Annotated in this window: 16 protein-coding genes and 2 pseudogenes; 12 read left to right on the top strand and 6 right to left on the bottom strand. The window is 59.0% G+C overall.

From position 1 onward, the window contains the following. Positions 1-22: 22 nt before the first annotated feature. Positions 23-526, bottom strand: coding sequence for a gamma-glutamylcyclotransferase (locus HV770_RS18200; RefSeq protein WP_343048290.1), 504 nt, complete (start codon positions 524-526; stop codon positions 23-25). Between the two features lie 11 nt (positions 527-537). Then, the gene (locus tag HV770_RS39570) at positions 538-702 is read right to left on the bottom strand and encodes a hypothetical protein (RefSeq protein WP_343048289.1); all 165 of its coding nucleotides are present in this window, start codon (positions 700-702) and stop codon (positions 538-540) included. A 287-nt stretch (positions 703-989) separates the two neighbouring features. Here HV770_RS39570 and HV770_RS18195 point away from each other — a divergent pair. Beyond that, positions 990-1286: pseudogene (locus HV770_RS18195) on the top strand (SOS response-associated peptidase family protein); the annotation flags it as partial. Between the two features lie 813 nt (positions 1287-2099). After that, the gene (locus HV770_RS18190) at positions 2100-2603 is read left to right on the top strand and encodes a hypothetical protein (RefSeq protein ID WP_106305224.1); all 504 of its coding nucleotides are present in this window, start codon (positions 2100-2102) and stop codon (positions 2601-2603) included. A gap of 91 nt (positions 2604-2694) precedes the next feature. On the opposite strand, the gene HV770_RS38700 is transcribed toward HV770_RS18190, so the two are convergent. Together HV770_RS38700 and HV770_RS18185 are read right to left on the bottom strand one after the other, a co-directional pair. Continuing rightward, positions 2695-2913 carry a hypothetical protein gene (locus HV770_RS38700; RefSeq protein WP_246290979.1) on the bottom strand — a complete coding sequence of 73 codons (219 nt, stop codon included), beginning with the start codon at positions 2911-2913 and terminating at the stop codon, positions 2695-2697. 72 nt (positions 2914-2985) lie between these two features. Beyond that, a complete protein-coding gene (locus tag HV770_RS18185; protein ID WP_134138565.1) occupies positions 2986-3195 on the bottom strand; it encodes a hypothetical protein in 210 nt (69 codons plus the stop codon). 180 nt (positions 3196-3375) lie between these two features. Here HV770_RS18185 and imuA point away from each other — a divergent pair, with 180 nt between their 5' ends. The 6 genes from imuA to HV770_RS18155 all read left to right on the top strand — a co-directional run bounded on the left by imuA (position 3376) and on the right by HV770_RS18155 (position 11537). After that, a complete protein-coding gene (gene imuA / locus HV770_RS18180) occupies positions 3376-4083 on the top strand; it encodes a translesion DNA synthesis-associated protein ImuA (RefSeq protein WP_175161765.1) in 708 nt (235 codons plus the stop codon). Beyond that, positions 4013-5482 (top strand): Y-family DNA polymerase, encoded by a 1470-nt coding sequence (locus tag HV770_RS18175; protein ID WP_175161763.1) that lies wholly within the window; start codon positions 4013-4015, stop codon positions 5480-5482. Before imuA ends, HV770_RS18175 begins: the two co-directional genes overlap by 71 nt. Positions 5483-5488: 6 nt before the next feature. Then, positions 5489-8638 carry an error-prone DNA polymerase gene (locus tag HV770_RS18170; protein ID WP_175161761.1) on the top strand — a complete coding sequence of 1050 codons (3150 nt, stop codon included), beginning with the start codon at positions 5489-5491 and terminating at the stop codon, positions 8636-8638. Positions 8639-8682: 44 nt separating this feature from the next. Then, entirely contained in the window at positions 8683-9645 is a 963-nt protein-coding gene (locus HV770_RS18165; protein WP_175161759.1) for an SOS response-associated peptidase family protein, read from the top strand. 133 nt (positions 9646-9778) lie between these two features. Then, on the top strand, positions 9779-10051 hold the full coding sequence (locus HV770_RS18160) for a hypothetical protein (RefSeq protein ID WP_175161757.1): 273 nt from the start codon (positions 9779-9781) through the stop codon (positions 10049-10051). 526 nt (positions 10052-10577) lie between these two features. Next, entirely contained in the window at positions 10578-11537 is a 960-nt protein-coding gene (locus HV770_RS18155; RefSeq protein WP_175161755.1) for an H-NS family nucleoid-associated regulatory protein, read from the top strand. 242 nt (positions 11538-11779) lie between these two features. On the opposite strand, the gene HV770_RS18150 is transcribed toward HV770_RS18155, so the two are convergent. Both HV770_RS18150 and HV770_RS40040 read right to left on the bottom strand, forming a co-directional pair. Further along, entirely contained in the window at positions 11780-12178 is a 399-nt protein-coding gene (locus HV770_RS18150) for a hypothetical protein (protein ID WP_175161753.1), read from the bottom strand. Positions 12179-12399: 221 nt separating this feature from the next. Further along, a pseudogene (locus tag HV770_RS40040) lies at positions 12400-12525 on the bottom strand (HU family DNA-binding protein); the annotation flags it as partial. 127 nt (positions 12526-12652) lie between these two features. Here HV770_RS40040 and HV770_RS18145 point away from each other — a divergent pair. The 4 genes from HV770_RS18145 (at position 12653) to HV770_RS18130 (ending at position 17187) form a co-directional block, all read left to right on the top strand. Beyond that, complete coding sequence (locus HV770_RS18145) at positions 12653-12892, top strand: hypothetical protein (RefSeq protein WP_175161751.1); 240 nt, start codon at positions 12653-12655, stop codon at positions 12890-12892. A 684-nt stretch (positions 12893-13576) separates the two neighbouring features. After that, on the top strand, positions 13577-15454 hold the full coding sequence (locus HV770_RS18140) for a potassium transporter Kup (RefSeq protein WP_175161750.1): 1878 nt from the start codon (positions 13577-13579) through the stop codon (positions 15452-15454). Positions 15455-15768: 314 nt separating this feature from the next. Then, on the top strand, positions 15769-15993 hold the full coding sequence (locus HV770_RS18135) for a dodecin family protein (protein WP_018419010.1): 225 nt from the start codon (positions 15769-15771) through the stop codon (positions 15991-15993). A 972-nt stretch (positions 15994-16965) separates the two neighbouring features. Further along, entirely contained in the window at positions 16966-17187 is a 222-nt protein-coding gene (locus tag HV770_RS18130) for a hypothetical protein (protein WP_175161747.1), read from the top strand. Positions 17188-17332: the final 145 nt, after the last annotated feature.

The following is a 17332-nucleotide window of genomic DNA, read 5'->3' as shown; positions in this document are numbered from 1 at the left end:
GGCTCCTGCTATGCCGCGGCATTCATTCGGAGGTCCCGGTTACATCGCAGGTAGCTACCCGCGACAGGCGGTAGACCGCGTTCGCGAGTTCGGCGATATAACGGTCCTCGACGCTGCACTCGCTGAGGGCTTCGTGAAGTTTCAACAGGTACTCGGTATTGCTCCCAAACTTCCCACTCGCGGCGCTAATCAGTGGTGCAACAGTCTCGACGCACGAATCGGCTTCGAACTTTTCGCGACTTTCATCAGCAACGAAGGCGATGGCGTGCGTCTCAGTGCCGTCATCCAATGTCACGGGGGCCCATGTCGGCTGGTAGGACCCAAGCACCATCTCGCGAAGCCCGAGTTCTTCCTCCAGCGTCGCCTCCGGCAACTTCAGCACGACCCCCTGTGTGTGGCTGCCACGCTGCAACGCCAGCATGCGCCCGGGGTTATTGAGGCTTGCACGACCTGCGACCATCCGCAGGCAGAAGCTTCGGTGCCAGCCATGCAACGTTGCTACCTGCCGTTTTTCAAATTCGACCATCGGATTCCACATCAGCCGTAGGCAAAAATCCAAGTGTCTTTCAAACCTTCCGGCCTCTCTGCCATGGTCTCAGTGAGGAAGTTCTGGATTCGCTCACTCGACCACAGGTTCGGCAGCGACTCGAAGTGTTCGAGATATGCGCCGGAGTTAATCGCCTGCCTTGTCACCATCGCCATTGCCCCGTCAAATTTGAAGTTGCTGGGGCGTTGCCTGAAGGCGCTTGCGGCTCCGCAGAAAGCATCTCCCTCCATTTGGCGAGAGTATGACGGCGGCGCAGCGGCAGATAAACACTCCTGCGGGAGACGCTTTGGCCACTCAGGAGCGACAATCCCAGCGTCGACCTAGCCCGGAAGACCATTGGCTCTGCTCGCGGAGAGCCAATTGCTAGGGCTCCTGGCAGCTAGTACTGAGGCGCGTTAGCCATCCGGCACCTGCGGGAGGGCTGACGCCAGAATCATCGCGTCAGCGCGACGAAAATGTCGTTCTCGAATTCCGTCCAAGCAACGGCGAGCTGATGCATGTGGCCTGTCTTTGGTCACGATGGAGCGCGCCGGGGCAGCCATACCTGCTATCGTTTGCCGCCATCACGGACGAACCTCTTCCCGAGATAGCCGCAGCAGGGCATGACCGGTGCATCATTCCCATCAAGCCGAAAAACCTCGACGCGTGGCTCAACTCGGACCCGAAGAGTCTGGACGCGATGTACGCGATTCTTGATGACAGGGAGCGACCGTATTACGAGCATCGATTGGCGGCATAGCGACCGGCCGTACGGCTAGCGGCGACGAGGCTCCAAAGGAAATTTATGTCTTATACGAAACAAGCTTCGGTGCGAACGCATGACCGACGGGGCGACGCTCGGGGAATTTTGATGAACCCTCGGTCTAGCGCGTGACATCAAGGGCGGGCCTTAGAATTTTGGCGACGTACGTTTTCCGGGCTGGTTTGGCGACCTCGACGCTATCCTGGGCCGACCGGCCACCGGCGAACTGCAAGCATCGTCTCGCGGCGCAAGCGCTCCAACCCTGCAAGTGCTTTGCTCCAGCTTGCTACGTTTGAGCAGTTCTCTGGCGTGCATCTCTTGTTTTTGAGAATGCCCCTTGATGAAGTTGAGCCCCGCCTTATCCTGAGCGAGGCCTTCAGACACGTTCCAAAGCATCGTGAGATGCCCCTCGGAGCCAGCGTCGCCCGTCAGCCGTTCGCCTTAGGGTGCTAACTTCGCCATCCTGTCCGGTGTCTCAAGGCTATCCCACAGTACCGGTTGTCCCGCGACCGCTGCCGTTGATGTCCGAGCAGTCGCGCGGCTGCACCGCGGAACGGGCAGCAGTATGTATGCCGCGCAACAGGGGTGATGATTTCGCATGGGAACGCTGCGCGCAGAAATCTGCGCCGCATGCGTGGGAGATTTGCCTGAAAAAAATATTTGGAGTCTGGAGCTGACACCCAACGATACGCCTACTCTTGACGAGCGGCATGCGCCAGACGGGCCGCATCACTGAGTTGGTAAAATCACCATGTATCTATCTATCTATCTATCTATCTATCAACCAACCGAACAATCAAGCGTCGTTGAATGGACATCTTCTACTACTGGCAAAAGCTCGAAACCAACCTCAAGAACCGTGAGGTCGGGTACTTTGGTTCGAACAACCCAAAGCTCTCGGAACTCGCGGGACGATTACCCGAGCGAATCTGGGTATTCAAGACGCCGAAGGGCATGAAAGGTTCAATTCAGCTAGTTGGGTCGCTGATGGTCTGCGATGAGCCGCGCGTTGCAGTCAACACTGACTACCCGAACGTGATTTACTACGACCCGTTCTCGCCCGAGTCCGTCATCTACACGGACTCAAAAACGCCTGAGCGAATAGCCGAAGTCTCAGGATACTTTCAGTATCGGTTTCACTCAGCGTTCAGTGCCAACTTCAACGGTGACGCTGGAATACAGCCGCTGGAAACCAATGTGGTGCGGGGCCTGGAGGCAAAGGTGGCGGACTGGTCTAAGGTCCAGATGCTCGAACGGGTCAAGGAACCCGAGAAGGTGTACCCCATCAACCCATTCGCTCAGCAAACCCGGTGACAAATGCGACACGGCAATGCGGCGTCGGGCCCGCTCTATGTGTCGCCCTACGTTAGCTGACGCAATCGACGGCGAAGCGCCTTGCCCCTCACTACCCGTGGCTATCGACCCACGCGCGACACCACGCAAGACCTGCTGATTCTGCCTCTTCCTCAGTATCGAATGCGTCGAGCACCCCAGACGCTGCCACGACCTTCGAGTCGCGCATAATTGTACCGCTGCTGGCGAAGCGCTCCGGTCGCAAGATGTCGTCCTGCTGAAGGATGGCATGGCCCCACAGGGTGTATCCACGGTATTTGTCAGTCTGCATCTGTCGACCCTTGTCGGTCCTCCGTCCGCTTCTCATCAATGATTGCCTAAACTCGAGCGGCTCGACAAGTATCTATTGCTTGAGCCGTGCAGTGTCGATTCCTGCCATCTTCAACGTAGCGTCAATCACTTTCAGCTCCTGGCCGAAATCAAGCGGCCATTCCTCACCGTCGCATCGTACGGTCATGCCGTTATGCATCGAAATCAGATGACGCGCTTTGAACAGGGCGTCCACAAGCTTTGATTCCCGTTCGGCTTCCCGAACCCATTCGTCCGCTCTCATGTTGAAGTCTCCCTCTGGATGAAGCACGCGGCCAACATCCGCCTCCGAGCGAACGCATCTGCTGCATTGACGGACTGTTTCTGGGCACGTCCATCGTTCAACCCGTAAAAAAAGTGTCAGTTCACTCGCGTGGATTTGCGTGTACGATACTGTATAAATATACAGGTTTTTGTGCTGCCAATGTCTACCGCTACCGTGCTTGCTGAGGAAATACACCCATCGCTATGGCGGGCGTCGCAGCTCGCCCGTAGTCGCGGCAGGGTCGTCGAGACTGGGTATCCGGCGCTGTCAGCGGAACTGCCGGGTGGTGGATGGCCAGTTGGCGCGCTAGTCGACCTGCTCGTCCAGCAGGCCGGCGTAGGCGAACTCCGGCTGCTGCGTCCGGCGCTCAGCGCGGCTGGACATCGACCGGTCGCGTTCGTGCAGCCGCCTCACACCCCTGACGGACTGGGGTTGAGTTACATCGGGCTTTCTCTGGACCAGGTGCTTCGGGTGAAGACGCCGAAAACCGCGGATGCGTTGTGGTCGGCGGAGCAGATTCTTCGTGCCGGCAGCTGCGGCGCGCTGATTTTCTGGACGCAGTACGCGCAGGCTTCATCGCTTCGACGTCTGCACCTGGCTGCCCAGTCATCGGAGACGCTTTTCATCATGGTGCGGCCGCTGGCGTCTGTTCAGGATGCGTCGCCAGCGCTGTTGCGGCTAGCACTCAGACCATCAGCCGACGGCCTAACTGTGGACATTGTGAAACGACGAGGTCCCTCTCGCGCAGAGCCCCTGTCGATTCCCCTTCAACCAACCCCCGTTCTGCTTTCCCGCCATGCGCGTCTTTCTCGCCGTTCATCTGCCGAAGTTGCCGCTCGAGGTCTTCAGACCGAAGTGGTCACCTGAGCCCGCGCACGGTAGCGCCGTGCTCGAGAAAGACAAGGTCATCATTGCGGACGCTACCGCCCGCACGGCAGGCGTGCGTCTTGGGATGAAGCGCGGCGGGGTGCTTACCTTGTCGCCCGAAACGGAAATGCATGAGCGCGACATGGGTCGCGAAGGCGCCGCGCAACGCGAGGCTGGCATCGCGCTGATGCGTTTCTCGCCCGAAGTCGCACTGCTCGATGAAGCGACGGTCGTCGTTGAGGTCGGCGCGAGTTTGCGCCTCTTTGGCGGCCTGCTTGCGCTGAGTCGCGAGGCGAAGGCCGTCCTCGGTGCGCTCGGCTTCACCGCACGCATCAGCGCAGCGCCGACTGGACAGGGCGCCTGGCTGCTCGCGAAGCATGGGAACCGGCGAGTGTTGAAACTTGCATCGCTTGAGCATCGCCTCTCCGCCCTGCCAATGGCCGCCGTCCCCGAGGTCCGTCCGTTTTTCGACTGGTTCAATGGCCTTGGTTGCGAGACCGTCGCTGACATACGGCGCCTGCCTCGCGCGGGGCTGCAACGCCGGTGTGGCGAACACCTTCTGGATTCTCTTGACCGAGCCTTCGGCACCGCACCCGAGCTATTCGACTGGCTCGAGCTGCCACCAACCTTTTCTGCGCGCATCGAGATGCCAGACCGACTCGAGCACGCGGACGGAGCGGTATTCGCTGCACATCGATTGATTGTTCAGCTATGTGGATGGCTTTGCGCAAAACAACTCGCAGTCACAGGCGTCCGCCTCTCGCTTGAGCACGAGCGTGGCCGTGATGCAATTGAGCCAACCATTGTCGACATCGCATTGGGAGAACCAACATGGCGCGAAGAACACCTGGTCAGACTGCTGAAGGAGCGGTTGCACCGTATTGAACTGGCCGCGCCGATGATTGCCTTGCGGCTTGATGCCACGAACGTCGAGCCAGCGGCGCCAGCATCCGATACGCTTTTCCCTGAACCGGGTGGCTCCAAAGAGGACCATCAGAAGCTGCTTGAGCTACTTGTCGCACGGCTCGGCGAGGAAAACGTCCTGCGGCCGGCGCCGACGGCTGACCATCGCCCCGAAATTGCTAACCGCTGGATTCCGGTATCGCAGAAGAAAAAGCCAGACCCCCTCCCGGATGGCCTGCCGAGGCCCACATGGATGCTCGATACACCCGTGCGCCTATTGATGCGTAAGCATCGCCCGTTCTATGGCTCCCCGTTGCGCATGGTGTCGCCAGGTGAGCGCATTGAAGCCGGCTGGTTCGATGGTGAACTCGTCACACGCGACTATTTCGTCGCGCAGGGGGAGGACACGAGCTGTTACTGGATTTACCGCGAACGCGTTAGCAGCCGTGATGCGGAAGAAGAACAACGCTGGTTCCTCCACGGCCTCTTCGGGTGATGTGCCGTGGACACGACCTTCAATATCCTTCCGGCGTATGCCGAGCTTTTTTGCCGCTCCAACTTCTCGTTTCTGCGAGGTGCCTCGCACGCAGAAGAGCTTGCTGAGCGCGCAGCGCAGCTGGGTTACTCAGCACTTGCCGTCACCGACGAGTGCTCACTTGCTGGCGTCGTCCGGGCGCACGTGGCCGCGAAGGCAACAAAGCTTCCTTTTATCGTCGGCTCCTACTTCAGACTGGTCAACGCTGATGGGTCACCTGCTTTCGGACTTATCCTCCTCGCGAAGAATCGTGAGGGATACGGCAACCTGTCCGAACTCATCACGCTGGCGCGCACACGCGCGCCGAAGGGTGAATATCGACTCACCCCGCAGGACCTGTCGCGACCGGACAAGGAATATCGTCATTTGCTGGGAGCGCCGGATTGTCTCGCGATTCTCGTCCCGGATTTCCCTGCGAAAGAGGACGTTCTGGAAGCGCAGGTTGAATGGCTCGACGACACATTCACGGGCCGTGCATGGGTCGGTCTGGTGCTACATCAACGCGCAATGGACGACATCCATCGTGGTGCGGTTGAGTTTGTCGCTCGCAACTTCGATGTTCCAATAGTTGCGCTCGGCGACGTTGTCATGCATGTGCGCTCCAGAAAGCCGCTGCAGGACACAATGACTGCAATCCGTGTCGGCAGGCCTGTTCACGAATGTGGTTATGACCTCGCACCTAACGCAGAACAGCATCTGCGCTCGCGGTTGCGACTCGCCAACCTCTATCCGGACGATGCGCTCGCCGCGACCGTGGACATCGCGAGTCGCTGCGCTTTTTCGCTCGATGAGTTGTGTTACGAATATCCCGACGAACTGGTACCCGCAGGCATTACACCGGCCGCGTATCTTCGACAGGAGACATACATCGGCGCTCAGCGACGCTTTCCCTCTGGCATTCCGCACAAAGTGCAGGAGCAGATTGAACACGAGCTCGAGCTAATAGCAGACCTGCAATACGAGCCGTACTTTCTCACGGTCTATGACATCGTTCGTTTCGCGAGGAGCCGGCACATCCTCTGTCAGGGTCGCGGGTCGGCTGCCAACTCGGCCGTCTGTTACTGCCTGGGTGTCACCGAAGTGGACCCGGCGCGCGGCAACATGTTGTTCGAGAGATTCATCAGCAAGGAGCGCGGGGAGCCGCCGGACATTGATGTGGACTTCGAGCACCAGCGACGCGAAGAGGTCATTCAATACATCTATCGGAAATACGGTCGCGACCGTGCAGCCATTGCAGCCGCGGTGTCGACGTATCGGCCACGCGGCGCGCTACGCGAGACGGGAAAGGCACTCGGCGTTGACCCTCAGATTGTCGACCTCGTGGCGAAGTCGCATCATTGGTTCGATACAAGTCAGGACCTGCTCAAACGGTTTGCTGAATCCGGCCTTGACCCGGAGAAGCCGCTGATTCAGGCATGGGCGAAGCTTGCATCGCAACTGCTCGGCTTTCCGCGGCATCTGTCACAGCACTCAGGTGGATTTGTCATCAGTCGCGGCAAGCTCACGCGCCTCGTCCCTGTCGAAAACGCTGCGATGGCAGACCGCAGCGTGATTGAATGGGACAAGGACGATTTGGAGTCGCTCGGACTTCTGAAAATCGACGTGCTTGCGCTCGGGATGTTGTCCGCGATTCGCCGCACGCTCGACATTGTGTCAGAGCAGCGCGGCGAACGTTTTGAAATGCAGGACATCCCTGCAGAGGACCCGGCGACGTACGAGATGATTTCGGCGGCGGACACTGTTGGCGTCTTCCAGATTGAATCTCGTGCCCAGATGTCGATGTTGCCGCGCATGCAACCCCGCACGTTCTACGATTTGGTCATCGAGGTCGCCATCGTCCGGCCAGGCCCAATTCAGGGTGGCGCTGTTCACCCGTACCTGCAGCGGCGGCAGGGCTTCGAGCCCGTGACCTATCCGAGCGATGCGCTGAAGACCGCGCTTGGCCGCACGCTCGGCGTGCCGATTTTTCAGGAGCAGGTGATGCAGGTTGCCATCCTGGCAGCCGGTTTCACTCCGGGCGAGGCTGATGGCTTGCGGCGAGCCATGGCCGCCTGGAAACGCAAGGGCGGCCTCGAAAAATACTACAACCGCATAGTGGTCGGCATGCAGGAACGTGGGTACGACCTTGCCTTCGCCGAGTCAATTTTTGAGCAGATTAAAGGCTTCGGTGAGTATGGCTTTCCGGAGAGCCATGCCGCCAGCTTCGCGCTGCTTGTCTACGCGAGCAGCTGGTTAAAGTGCCACGAACCGGAAGCGTTCCTCGCTGCGATGCTGAACTCGCAGCCGATGGGCTTTTATTCACCCTCGCAGTTGGTGCAGGACGCACAGCGTCACGATGTCAGGGTATTGCCAGTCGATGTTGCCATCAGCGGATGGGATTCGTCGCTTGAGCACGGTGCTGGCGCGACCCGACCGGCTGTGCGTCTCGGTCTGTCGCTGCTTCGCGGCATGAAGGACGGTGCTGCAGAAAGAATCGAGAATGCGCGAGCGGTTCGGCCGTTCAAAAGCGTTGGCGACCTTGCCCGCAGAGCGCAACTCGACCGGAAGGACCTGCATGTCCTTGCTGACGCAAACGCGTTGGCATCTCTTGCCGGAAACAGGCGGGAAGCGCTTTGGCAGTCGGTCGCGGCCGTGCCGGATAAAGACATGCTTGCCATCGCCTCAGTACAGGATGAGACGCCTGAGTTGGGCGCACCGTCCGAAGCGCACGACATCGTCGCAGACTACAGGTCTGTGGGATTGACGTTAGGGCGGCACCCGCTGGAACTGCTCCGGCCCCAACTGCTTGAAAGCCGGCTGATGCCGGCATCGACCTTGCGGACCTATCGTGACGGTCGTCTGGCTCGGGGATGCGGGCTGGTGACAGTGCGCCAAAGGCCCGGCACCGCAAAAGGTGTGATGTTTGTGACTCTTGAAGATGAAACGGGCAACGTAAACGTCATCGTCTGGCCGAGCCTGCTGGAAAGACAGCGCAAGGAAGCCCTCGGGGCATCGCTGCTCGCTGTGTATGGCACTTGGCAATGCCAGGGCGAAGTGCGACATCTCGTTGCGCAGCGACTTGTCGACATGTCACACCTGCTGGGCGGTCTCATCACTGCGAGCAGGAACTTCTGCTGAGCGGACGCAAATGCGTATCATGAAAGGACAAAACGGAGGCATGCATGTGCTACTCAGCCCAGGTTCTGGCGGACTATCGGAAATTTGTGCGCACCTTTGGCGCCCTGATGAACATCCACGAGTTCGCCCGTCTGTTTTTTGAGCGCGCCGAGGGCATCAGCAGGGCGAAGATACCAAAAGCCATGGAAGACGCCTTCTCCGAACCACAGGATGACGCAGAGCGCGAAATCAATGCTCTCATCGCCCGGTTCAAATCGGCGCAGGTGACGACACTCGAGCAGGACCTGTTCAAACAGCGCAAGCGACTAGCCGACGCCGAACGGACGTTGCAGACAAAAATAACCAAAGCAGCGACTGAAAGCCAGCGAATCGCCACCGACAAAATCGCATGGACCAAGGGAAAACTTGAAGACTTGCAACGAACCGACCTGCAACCGCGGGACTCGCGCATTTTTCCGGGCAACTACGCACCCGTGATGGTTATGGAAAATGGCCAACGGGTCGTGAAACCCATGCGTTACCAGTGCCGGATTGCTGGAAAGCCGGCGTTTTACGACACCAAATACCCCGGGACTTACAATGCGCGCCGGGATAGTCTTGAAGGTTTCTGGACACCATGCTTTGGACGTACGCATGCCGTCCTTCTTGTTGAAGTTTTCTACGAAAATGTGAGCAAGGCGAAGTTCGAAGGCACGTTACTCGAGACTCACGAGCGCGATGAAAATGTCGTTCTCGAGTTCCGTCCGAGCAATGGCGAGCTGATGCACGTTGCCTGCCTGTGGTCGCGGTGGAGCGCGCCGGGCCAGCCGGACCTGCTTTCATTTGCCGCCATCACGGATGAACCTCCTCCAGAGGTAGCCGCAGCAGGACATGACCGGTGCATCATTCCTATCAAGCCGGAAAACATAGATGCATGGCTCAACCCGGACCCGAAGAACCTGGCGGCGATGTACGGAATTCTTGATGACCGGGACCGGCCATTCTACGAGCACCGACTTGCGGCATAGCGATTGGGTAGGCAGACATCGTACGCCGGCGAACCAAGGCGCCTGCCCCTCTCAGACATTTTGCATTTCAGCGCAAGGTCACAGAACGCCTCACCTGCGTTAGACTGGCTTGAGCAACTGGAAGGAGACTCGGATGATACGGAAGACGCTCAATGCTTCGCAGCTTCAGCAGGAGGTCAACCGGCGAATCCGTCGACTGCAGGAAATCGTCGAAGATGGCGTGAAGATTCGCGTGCCGCGGCCGCAGCTGCAAGAGGCTGACAAGACCGGCTGCAACTGGAACATGACTCACTTCGGTAATGCAGTCGGCTTCGAGCGCGACATCGAGGGCGTGCTCAAGGTCGCCCGTGCGGAATACAACCTCAATACCGAAGTGAAAGAGACCGGCAACCCGTTTGGGGACTAACCGCGAAGCATCGATTCGTTGTTCGTTTTGACGGTGTGAGCACTATTGACGCGCCTACCTCATCAACGTATCTCATCGCGGAATGCCGGCAGACGTCTTGTAGTGCCCACGTCCAGAAAATCGCGGTTCATGATGCGACGATGCTCCCGTCACAACCGTAAATCTCGCAATCATCGCCTTGCACCCGAGCGCCCAGTTTCTTGACGACAACATTAGCTTCTGCTCCTTCTAGCGAAAGTCAATCCAGTAGCGCGACCGGCATGAGCGCCGACCCGATGACGGCCTTGCTTGTCGCGGTCGGATTCGGCGCTCACTTCCAACGCCGAAGGAGGAGCGGTGGAAGTACCCAAGAACCACCAGGCAATGTTTCGCGGCAAGGACAAGCCGTGAGCGGGCTGCATTGAAGAGCCTGGAGGTCGGCGGCGCAGTGTTGTGATTTTTGGTGATACACCGCTTTAGTCAATGCACTAGCCTTTTCTAGCGCTACCGTGGCATATTGCGACCACATTTATGAGGAGGCCACTTGATGGCAACGACTTTGGAAACAATGCAGGCGAAGATTAAAAAATTGCAGGCCCAAGCGGATGCGCTGATTGCAAAGCAATCGTCCGGCGTCATCGAAAAGATTCGCGAGTTGATGGCGAAGCACGGCCTGACCACCGCTGACATTGACGCACACGTTGGCAGCAAGCGGGGCGCCACGAAGGCAGTTGCTAAGACCATGAGCAAAGACAGTGTTGCTGTGGTCAAGTATCGCGACCTGAAGAGTGGTGCAACCTGGACCGGACACGGTCGGGCACCAAGTTGGATTGCCGCCGCGAAGAACCGAGACAAATTCTTGATTGACGGAAGTACAGCGACGGCGAAGCCGGCTCCTGCCAGCAAAGCGAAGGCGGCCGGCGCTTACGTCCGCGGTCCGCAGCCGACGATGTACCAAGACCCAAAGTCGGGCGCGACGTGGAGTGGCCGCGGTCGTGCTCCGGCCTGGTTGGCTCGCGCCAAAGACCGGAGAAAGTTCCTGATTGCAAGTGGTGTTGAAGCACCTGTTGCGACGAACGCAGCTGGGGTGAGCAAGACGAAGGTTGCGGTGAAGAGGGCCCCGAAGGTAGTTGGTGCGACTTCTACCAAGGGTCAGCCGAAAGGTCCGCAGGCGGCTAAGTATCGCGACTCGAAGTCCGGCGCGACCTGGAGCGGACGCGGTCCGGCTCCGGCGTGGCTAGCTGGTGCGAAGGACCGAACGAAATTCCTTATTTCGGGCGCAGCCGACGATGCCGCTGCGGGTGTGGGCGTTGTGAGCAAGAAGAAGTCTGCGGCGAAGAAGACTGTTGGCAGGAAGGCTCCGACGAAGAAGGCGACGGCGCCGGCTGCAAAGAAGGCCGTGATGAAGAAAGCGCCGAGCAAGAAGACTGTTGCCGCCAAAACGGCGGTCGCGAAGCCTGACGTCGCCGCTGCACCGGCGCCTGTGACGGTGCAGGCAACAGCCTAAACGACGTGGTGCCTGGGGCACGCTCTGCGCCCAGGTCCAAAGCAAAACGCCCCTTCGGACTTCCGTCGCGAGGGGCGTTTTTTCTGCAGGCTGCCTTACGCGCCTTACGGCGCCTCACGGCACTCGCGCCGTCGTATGGGCCATCAGCGCGGCGACCCGATGTGCCCGTGCTGAAATATTGCGGGCGAGGGTGTCGCGCCGCGAATCGCGGTTACGCAGCTCGATTGCCGAACCTCGGCGGTTCAATGGCCATGGCCGCCTCCGTGCCCGCCATGACCGCCCCAGTGACCATGTCCGCCGCCCCAGTAGCCGAAGCTGAACGACACCGACGGCCCCCACCAACCGGGCCAGCCATACCACGGGTAGGGGGGATAGTACGCGGGGTAGTAGGCGGGCGCGACGTACATAGGCGCCGGAGAGATATATGTGGGTCCACCCGGCGACGCGGGCGGGATGTTCTGGGCGTCGTCGCCGTTCGGCAAGCCGTAGCCTTGAGCAGAGACTTCGCGCTGGGTAGCGTCAGTAGGAACGGCGGGATAGTAGCCGTATGGATAGTAGCCGGGGACGACGTAGTAGCAGCCGGACAGCGCAAGCAGTGCAAGGGCGCTACCGGCGCGCGCCGTTGCCGGGAAGGGCTTCATGACATGCTCCTGTTTCGTCGCGACGCCACGATGCGGCGCGCACTTATGAGCTTACTTCAGCTCTGGAATAGAGGGAACGGGGCGTGTATGGCCGGACGTTTAGCCGGTTCACTCACAAAACGACGCGCTTTCCAATTGCAACGCCGACGTCGTGCGCCGCAAATGAAAACGCCCCCCGGATGTTGGTCGCGAGGGGCGCTACCGCTTCGAAACACTTTCGCTTACAGCGCGGCGTCCTTCAGCTTCTTCAGCGGGCGCACCTTGAGGCGCGCCGAAGCGGGCTTCGCCGCGAATCATTTGTCTTCACCCGTGAACTCTTTCGCGCCCTTCTTGTGGACCGATGTCAATCAAGTCGAACGAGTGTGCAAGTCATTGAGCGTCTGATTGATGCCCGGTGATTTGCTGCAACGCACCTACCGCATCGCGACCATCATGCTAGGATTTCACGTACAACGCAGGCGTCAGGAGGGTGGCATGGACGGCTTCGTCAGGCATCAGATAGAAGGTGCGTCCGTCGACATCGACGTGATACCGGCTACGCCACGTGGCTACTGCGCGCGCTTTCGCATTTTCCGTGACGCGTCTGATAACTCGGAGTGGCACAGAGTGTATGTGTCGGGCAGTGTGTTCGATACGGCCGAGCAAGCGGAGGAAGCGGCCAGGTCGATGGCGCTCGAACGGGTGCTGGCGGGGGCGGCTAAGCCGCACCCATGAAAATTGCCGACCAACGGTCGGCAATTGAGTCTCTTGCGGTCCAGGACACGCTCTCGGCGGGGGACGCTGACGCCATACGGACGGCGCGCAGGTGCTACGAAATCGGAGGTGGTGACCAGTTTGTCAGCGCGGCGGGAACGCTCATTCCCCCGGTGTCCCCAGGAGGCACGCCTGCTGTTTTGTCAGTCACCTACGGACGACGCGTTTCCGTCCGCGCCCGAAGCGTGCCCGGGACCAGGCTCGTGCCGGTCTGGGCCGTCACGGAAAGTGACGGCTGAGCTGCGACCAGTTGTCGAATGGAATTCAATTGAGATGCGAGCTCTTGTTTGTACCAGTCCGGAGCCGTATTGCTAATAAAGGGCTCCCGAGAAGAACTCCATCACCGCCATGAGTTATCAGCAAGCCAACGTCTTGCTTTAGAGTGCGCATACTTCCATGCAGCGTCCCAACCCGAATGCATCGACTTGCGCGAACTTCGCGGCTACGGATTCGGAGCGGGCAAGAATGGCACCCGCCTATAATGACTATCACAAGGTGGGAAGCGCCGTCGCGGCGAACTGCCGGAACGTAAGCGGAGGTCGGTTGCGGTCGGATGCGATGCGACGGTTGCAGAAGTTGTAGTGAGCTGGAGCAGCAGTTTGCTCCGCAGTTACATGCTTTGAGGCTCAACAATGAGGCGGCGGCGTGACTACAGACTCCAATAAAAGTAGCATTGCTGCGCTGACGCTGGCTGCCATTGGAATTGTGTACGGCGACATTGGAACCAGTCCGCTTTACACAATGAAGGAGGTATTCGCGAAACATCATGGTCTTTCGCTTGTCCCTGCCAATGTGCTGGGGGTGGTCTCGCTGATTTTGTGGGGCCTCATAATCGTGATTTCGCTCAAGTACGTAACTCTTGTTTTGCGGGCGGACAACCGAGGGGAAGGCGGCATTATGGCGATGACCGCGTTAGCGCTATCGTCGGTCACTCAGAAATCCCGTTGGTACTATCCGGTGATGCTGCTTGGCATGGTCGGCGCCGGGCTTTTTTTCGGCGACGGTGTGATTACGCCAGCCATTTCAGTCTTGTCGGCCATTGAAGGGTTGGAAGTGGCCGCGCCGGCTCTTAAGCCGTATGTTATCTCTGTGACATTGGCCGTTCTGGTCGCACTGTACTTGTTGCAGCGCAGGGGCACAGCCGGTATCGGAAAATGGTTCGGCCCGATTGTGCTGGTCTGGTTCATTATGCTTGCTGCGATGGGCGTTGCTAATATCGCTAAGAACCCGGTCATTCTGATTGCCTTCAATCCGCTCCACGCCCTCGGCTTTCTCATCCGCAACGGGTGGTTGGCCTTCGTCGCCCTCGGTGCGGTTGTCCTGGCGCTCACCGGTGCGGAAGCGCTGTATGCTGATATGGGCCATTTTGGCAAGAAGACGGTTCGCTTGGCCTGGTTCTCTATCGTCGCTCCCGCGCTGGCACTCAATTACCTCGGGCAAGGCGCCTTGCTGTTATCGAATCCGGCAGCGGTTTCGAATCCTTTCTTTCTGCAACTTGGCCCTTGGAGCGTCTATCCGCTCGTAGTGCTCTCGACGATGGCGACCGTTATCGCATCGCAGGCGACAATCTCTGGTGCATTTTCAGTGACTCAGCAAGCTATTGCGCTAGGCTTCCTGCCCCGTATGCGCATCCGCCAGACCTCTGAAAGTCAAAAGGGGCAAATCTACATTCCACTCGTCAATTGGCTCCAGCTCACGGCTGTCATATTGGCCGTTGTGGGATTCGGCTCGTCTTCCAATTTGGCTTCGGCCTATGGCATTGCTGCGACCGCTACGATGTTGACAACGACGCTGCTGACGTTCTTCGTTGTTCGTTTCGGCTGGAAATTTCCGCTGTTGCTGTCGGTCGCAGCGACCGGGTTCTTTTTGATGATTGACGTCGCTTTGTTCTCTTCCACGAGTTTGAAAATCATTAGCGGCGGCTGGTTTACGCTAACAATCAGTGCGCTGATGGTCATGCTCATGCTGACGTGGCGAAGGGGGCGCGAACTGGTATTCCAAAGCCTCCAACGCCAACTCATCCCTCTCGAGGACTTCCTCCAGTCGCTCTTCATCAATCCACCGCTACGCGTGCCTGGTACGGCCATCTTCTTCCGTGCAGAAGGTGACGGCGCACCCCATGCGCTGTTGCATAACCTACTCCATAACCAAGTGCTGCATGAACGAACGATATTTTTGACTGTGTACGCCACCGACATCCCCAGAGTTCCGGATAGGGAACGCATCAAGGTGGTCCCGCTTGGACACAACTGCTATCAAGTCAACGTCTACTATGGGTTCTCGGATGAGCGCGACATACCGCGCGCTTTGCAAAACGGTCGGCATGCTGGACTCTCGATTAACCCGATGCAAACCTCCTTCTTTATCGCCCGCCAGACAGTCCTCGCCACGCCGAAAGCCGGCATGGCGCTATGGCGGGAGGCCTTGTATTCCGCGATGTCTCGCAACGCTCGCGACGCGGCTGATTACTTCAAGATTCCGCCCAATCGGGTCATCGAATTGGGAGCGCAGGTAGAGATTTGAAGGGTAATGCCGACTCGAGCGAAGAGTTTCGGCTCCGTCCTTGGCAACATCACGTTGGGAAAGTGGCGATAGTTGCCTGTACAGCGCTCGGAACGAGGCCAATCGCTCCACGAGCATTGAGCGCCGGCCTTCGTTAGGAACGAACGCCTGCGATATAGGTGGCGGGCGCACAACATCCGAAAAATCTCCCACCGGCCGCTAACCAGCCGAGACGCGCGGCTCCGAGGGCAGCGACGACGGTTGGCACGCCGAAGCCTATGATGAAATGACCGAGGTGCGGGAATCGCGCCTCCTAACCGAGAGGAGTGGAAATTATGGCCACGCAAGACACTGAATGCAGCGTTTACAGCGTCACTGAGATTATCGGCACCAGCCCGAACTCCTGGGAAGATGCCGCGAAGAATGCTGTGGAACTCGCTGCGAATTCGCTACGAGATTTGCGCGTCGCCGAAGTCTGCAAGCTCGACATGAGGGTCGATGGCGGCAAGGTCGTCGAGTATCGCGCGCGCGTATCTTTGTCATTCAAGTACGAAGCCTGAGGGGCGGCTCGCAGCGGCGGCGCGCACTGCTTTGTGTGAAGAAAAACGCGCAGGAAGGCGCGCCGGTACAACGGCCGTCGGGCCGTCGCTCTTGGCATTCGCGCCGGAGCCGGCCCAGCGGCACGGCCTGTGTCGCCCAGGGTGCTGAGTCTTGCCCAGTTGCATGCCAACACGACGCCTGCCGTTCGTATGCCAACTGTCTTCGTGTGCATCGTTGTACCTGCCAGCGGTCTGTATGGCGCGCCGCTGGTTGTGCCGGTTATGATTCTCCGGACAGCTGATATTGCGCTCTGGTGTAAGGCTCGTTCGTACACGGGCTGCGACAAATAATCGGTTTCATCAAGGCCGGGAACGGTCGACGCCGAGTTGCATCCCGGCCTAAAGAACCTCGCGTCGCTCTTCACCATCGTGGACGACCGGCATCGGCCGAACTGCCCGCATCGTCTCGCGGCGCAAGCGCCCGAACCCCGTATCCCATGTCCCACCTCCGTACGTCTCAGCGTTCTCTCTAGCGAACATCTATTGTATTTGTGAATGCCCCTCGGTGGAGAGGAGCCTAGCCTTATCCTTAGCGAGGCCTTCAGACACGTTCCAAAGCATCGTGAGATGCCCCTCGCAGCCAGCGTCGCCCGTCAGCCGTTCGCCTCAGGGCGCTAACTTCGCCACCCTGTTTGGTGTCTCAAGGCTATCCCACAGTACCGGTTGTCCCACGACCGCTGCCGTTGATGTCCGACCAGTCGCGCGGCTGCACCGCGGAACGGGCAGCAGTATGTATACCGCGCGGCAAGGGTGATGATTTTGCATGGGACACGCTGCGTGCTGGAATCTGGCCACGTGCGTGCAAGATTTGCGCACGAAAAAAGTCTTGGAGTCGTGTTTTTCTCCGAGAAATCCCAATCGCGCAGCCTTTTCACGAAACGGTATGCGTCTTGCTCAGACGTTATCTTCACAAAGCGAAACAGGGAGGAAAAAATGGCAGGCGACAACTCTTACAAGCCGGGCGAAATCGTCAAGGTGTCCGGCATCTACTCGGTCGTGCATGACGATGGCAAAGACACGTTCGAGGTGACATGCGTCGAGGGCGAACACTTCCCGCCAACGCGTAGCGGCGAGGGCGCGCATTTCGAGCTTAAGTATGCCGCGACCCATTCGCACAAACACGGCGAGCTTAAAGGTACAGAAGCCAGAAGCTAGTTCGTTATCCGGTACCGGCATAATCCGGAGGCAATCTTGTGGCGACCTACAACCGCCTCGTTTGCTTCTACGGCTACGAGAATCGGGCCGCTTGCAGGTCGTTGGCGTCGGAGCTGGACTCTGAACAGCACTGCCGGCGCCATCG

The organism is Paraburkholderia fynbosensis, from assembly GCF_902859935.1.
GTDB classification, from domain to species: Bacteria; Pseudomonadota; Gammaproteobacteria; order Burkholderiales; family Burkholderiaceae; genus Paraburkholderia; species Paraburkholderia fynbosensis.
This window is presented reverse-complemented; position numbering and strand designations above follow the sequence as displayed.

Excerpts from the sequence above, each read along its gene's own strand:
- HV770_RS18200 (WP_343048290.1), bottom strand. The coding sequence starts at position 526 with ATGGTCGAATTTGAAAAACGGCAGGTAGCAACGTTGCATGGCTGGCAC.
- HV770_RS39570 (WP_343048289.1), bottom strand. The coding sequence starts at position 702 with ATGGCGATGGTGACAAGGCAGGCGATTAACTCCGGCGCATATCTCGAA.
- HV770_RS18190 (WP_106305224.1), top strand. The coding sequence starts at position 2,100 with ATGGACATCTTCTACTACTGGCAAAAGCTCGAAACCAACCTCAAGAAC.
- HV770_RS38700 (WP_246290979.1), bottom strand. The coding sequence starts at position 2,913 with ATGCAGACTGACAAATACCGTGGATACACCCTGTGGGGCCATGCCATC.
- HV770_RS18185 (WP_134138565.1), bottom strand. The coding sequence starts at position 3,195 with ATGAGAGCGGACGAATGGGTTCGGGAAGCCGAACGGGAATCAAAGCTT.
- imuA (WP_175161765.1), top strand. The coding sequence starts at position 3,376 with ATGTCTACCGCTACCGTGCTTGCTGAGGAAATACACCCATCGCTATGG.
- HV770_RS18175 (WP_175161763.1), top strand. The coding sequence starts at position 4,013 with ATGCGCGTCTTTCTCGCCGTTCATCTGCCGAAGTTGCCGCTCGAGGTC.
- HV770_RS18165 (WP_175161759.1), top strand. The coding sequence starts at position 8,683 with ATGTGCTACTCAGCCCAGGTTCTGGCGGACTATCGGAAATTTGTGCGC.
- HV770_RS18160 (WP_175161757.1), top strand. The coding sequence starts at position 9,779 with ATGATACGGAAGACGCTCAATGCTTCGCAGCTTCAGCAGGAGGTCAAC.
- HV770_RS18155 (WP_175161755.1), top strand. The coding sequence starts at position 10,578 with ATGGCAACGACTTTGGAAACAATGCAGGCGAAGATTAAAAAATTGCAG.
- HV770_RS18150 (WP_175161753.1), bottom strand. The coding sequence starts at position 12,178 with ATGAAGCCCTTCCCGGCAACGGCGCGCGCCGGTAGCGCCCTTGCACTG.
- HV770_RS18145 (WP_175161751.1), top strand. The coding sequence starts at position 12,653 with ATGGACGGCTTCGTCAGGCATCAGATAGAAGGTGCGTCCGTCGACATC.
- HV770_RS18135 (WP_018419010.1), top strand. The coding sequence starts at position 15,769 with ATGGCCACGCAAGACACTGAATGCAGCGTTTACAGCGTCACTGAGATT.
- HV770_RS18130 (WP_175161747.1), top strand. The coding sequence starts at position 16,966 with ATGGCAGGCGACAACTCTTACAAGCCGGGCGAAATCGTCAAGGTGTCC.